The sequence below is a fragment of the Thermoflexus sp. genome (genome assembly GCF_025055495.1).
In the GTDB taxonomy this organism is placed as follows: domain Bacteria; phylum Chloroflexota; class Anaerolineae; order Thermoflexales; family Thermoflexaceae; genus Thermoflexus.
The window spans coordinates 1-1996 of record NZ_JANWXB010000087.1 but is presented as its reverse complement, the minus strand read 5'-3'; the positions used below and the strand labels follow the sequence as shown (position 1 = coordinate 1996).

The 1996-nt window shown below is 62.5% G+C and carries 3 protein-coding genes and 1 tRNA gene; 1 reads left to right on the top strand and 3 read right to left on the bottom strand.

Annotated elements, in window-relative coordinates; translation table 11 throughout:
* Positions 1-465, bottom strand: a 465-nt coding sequence (locus NZM16_RS03050; protein ID WP_295478468.1) for an ABC transporter ATP-binding protein, incomplete at its 3' end; no start/stop codon positions are given.
* A gap of 246 nt (positions 466-711) precedes the next feature.
* On the opposite strand from NZM16_RS03050, the gene NZM16_RS03045 reads away from it, so the two are divergent.
* Positions 712-786, top strand: a tRNA-Pro gene (locus tag NZM16_RS03045).
* Between the two features lie 90 nt (positions 787-876).
* On the opposite strand, the gene NZM16_RS03040 is transcribed toward NZM16_RS03045, so the two are convergent.
* Positions 877-1131, bottom strand: a complete 255-nt coding sequence (locus NZM16_RS03040) for a hypothetical protein (RefSeq protein ID WP_295451090.1) — start codon at positions 1129-1131, stop codon at positions 877-879.
* A gap of 161 nt (positions 1132-1292) precedes the next feature.
* Positions 1293-1544, bottom strand: coding sequence for a hypothetical protein (locus NZM16_RS03035; RefSeq protein ID WP_295451092.1), 252 nt, complete (start codon positions 1542-1544; stop codon positions 1293-1295).
* Between the last annotated feature and the right edge of the window lie 452 nt (positions 1545-1996).

The window sequence follows — 1996 nt, the reverse complement described above, 5'->3', positions numbered from 1 at the left end:
GGCGGCCAGGGCGCGGGCGAATCCGACCTTCTGGCGCATCCCGCCGGAGAGCTCCCGGGGGTAGGCGTGCTCGAAACCGTCCAGTCCCACCAGATCGATCAGCTGAAGGGCCCGTTCCCGGCGTTGCGCCGGGGGCACCCCACGGGCTTTCAGGGCGAGCTCCACGTTGCCCAGAACCGTCAGCCAGGGATAGAGGGCGAAAGTCTGGAACACGATGGTGGCATAGGGGTTGATCCCTTGCAGGGGCTGGCCCCGGTAACGGATCTCCCCTTCGTTGGGCCGGGCCAAGCCGGTGATCATCCGCAACAGCGTGGATTTCCCACAACCCGAGGGGCCCAGCAACGCCACAAACTCGCCAGGACGGATCTCAAATGAAACTCGCTCCACTGCCACCACCTGGCGCGGCGGCCGCCCATAGATCTTCGAGACATTGCGCACTTCCACCAGCGGCCCGGTCCAGCCCATCGAAGACCTCCCCTTTCGTGAGTCCCTAAAGGCGAATGCGCGCGGTGAATCCCGCTCGTGCGAGAACGCGGGGAGAAAAATGCCCCCAAAAGCCTCCTGAGAAAACGAACGGCGTAACTCCCGTTCATTTTAAACCAGCCGGCGTCCCTCTGCGATGGCGGCCTGAGGAAGGACTTCGGAGGCAGGCCCTGGGCGGACAAAGATCCTTGCCATGAAAGTCCGGCGGGGATATAATCAGCATCAGGACGGGGCGTGGCGCAGCCAGGTTAGCGCGCGTGGATCGGGACCACGAGGTCGGCGGTTCAAATCCGCCCGCCCCGACAGAGCCGGCAGGGGGAGCTCTCCCTGCCGGCCTTCGTTTTTATTGGGAGATACAGGGAGGAGGAGGCATCGGGATAGCAACCTAACCCCTCAGCGGCCTGGCTTTCCCCGGCGCTCGAAAGCGCGCAGCGCCAGCCAGGCGCCCACCAGCGCGCCCAGCACCAAATAGAGCCATGGGCTTTCCAGAAAGGAAGTCCAGGTCGTCGCAGCTCCGGAGGAGGTCGCGGAGGGGGCACCCACCACCGGGATGAACACCTGGTAAGGGGAGGGAACAGGGGTTGGAGGTGGCGATGTCGTCGCTGCCCATCCGCTGGCAATCCTGAAGAGAAGGCCATCGAGGAACACAGCGCTTTCTCCTTAAAAAATTGGACTTTGGACAAACAGGCCACGCCCCAGGCCGCTGGAGCCCTCTGCGCAGGTTGAGCCGGTCTCTCCTCCCCTTCCCCCTCCTCGTAGCCTGAAGGGACGTAGAGAGGGAGGAATCGAAGTGTTTGGGGATGAAGCAACTACCGCCACACAAAGCGGGGCAGGCGTTCGATCTCCTCACGGCGAACCCGCAGACGGATCCCCTCGCCATCCACCTCCTCGATATAGGCGATCGGAATGCTGATCTCCTGATAAAGAATCACGGGCTCCCGCCAGACCAGATGGGTCGGATGCCCGGTGTCCGGATCCACCAGCACCTCCGCCACAGTGCCCAGCACGCCATCAGGGCAGATCAGAGATTTCCCGGCGAGCTCGTGAGCGGCTTCCGCCATGCCTGAACCTCCCGGTTTGGCCGTTCGCCCGCAGGGAAGCCAATAGCAACCGTAGCGCTATCGGGACCTCCACCTCGGGCAATCGCATGTTAACGCCGCTCCGCGCTCCCCTTCGTGGCCGTTCGGTGAAGGTCCCGTGAGGCTTTAGTGAATCGTTGCCCATCGGGATCCCCTATATATGGCGGCTTGCGAGCTACAATCACCCATATATAGGGTTGGCGATAAGGCGTTAAGCGCCCGCTGCAAGAGACGGCGCAGCCTACCTCTTTGGATTTCCCCTTTCCCACGGCCTCTAGTGCTTTGTCCATTTTTCATTTGGGGGTTTTCCGGGGCGGTGGGGGGGGCGTGATGCCCCCCCCCCCCCCCCGACAAACCCCCCAAAAAAAAAATTAAAAAAAACAGAGGGCGGGGGGGAGGGGGTAAAAAAAAAAGTATGGGGGGGCGCAAGATGG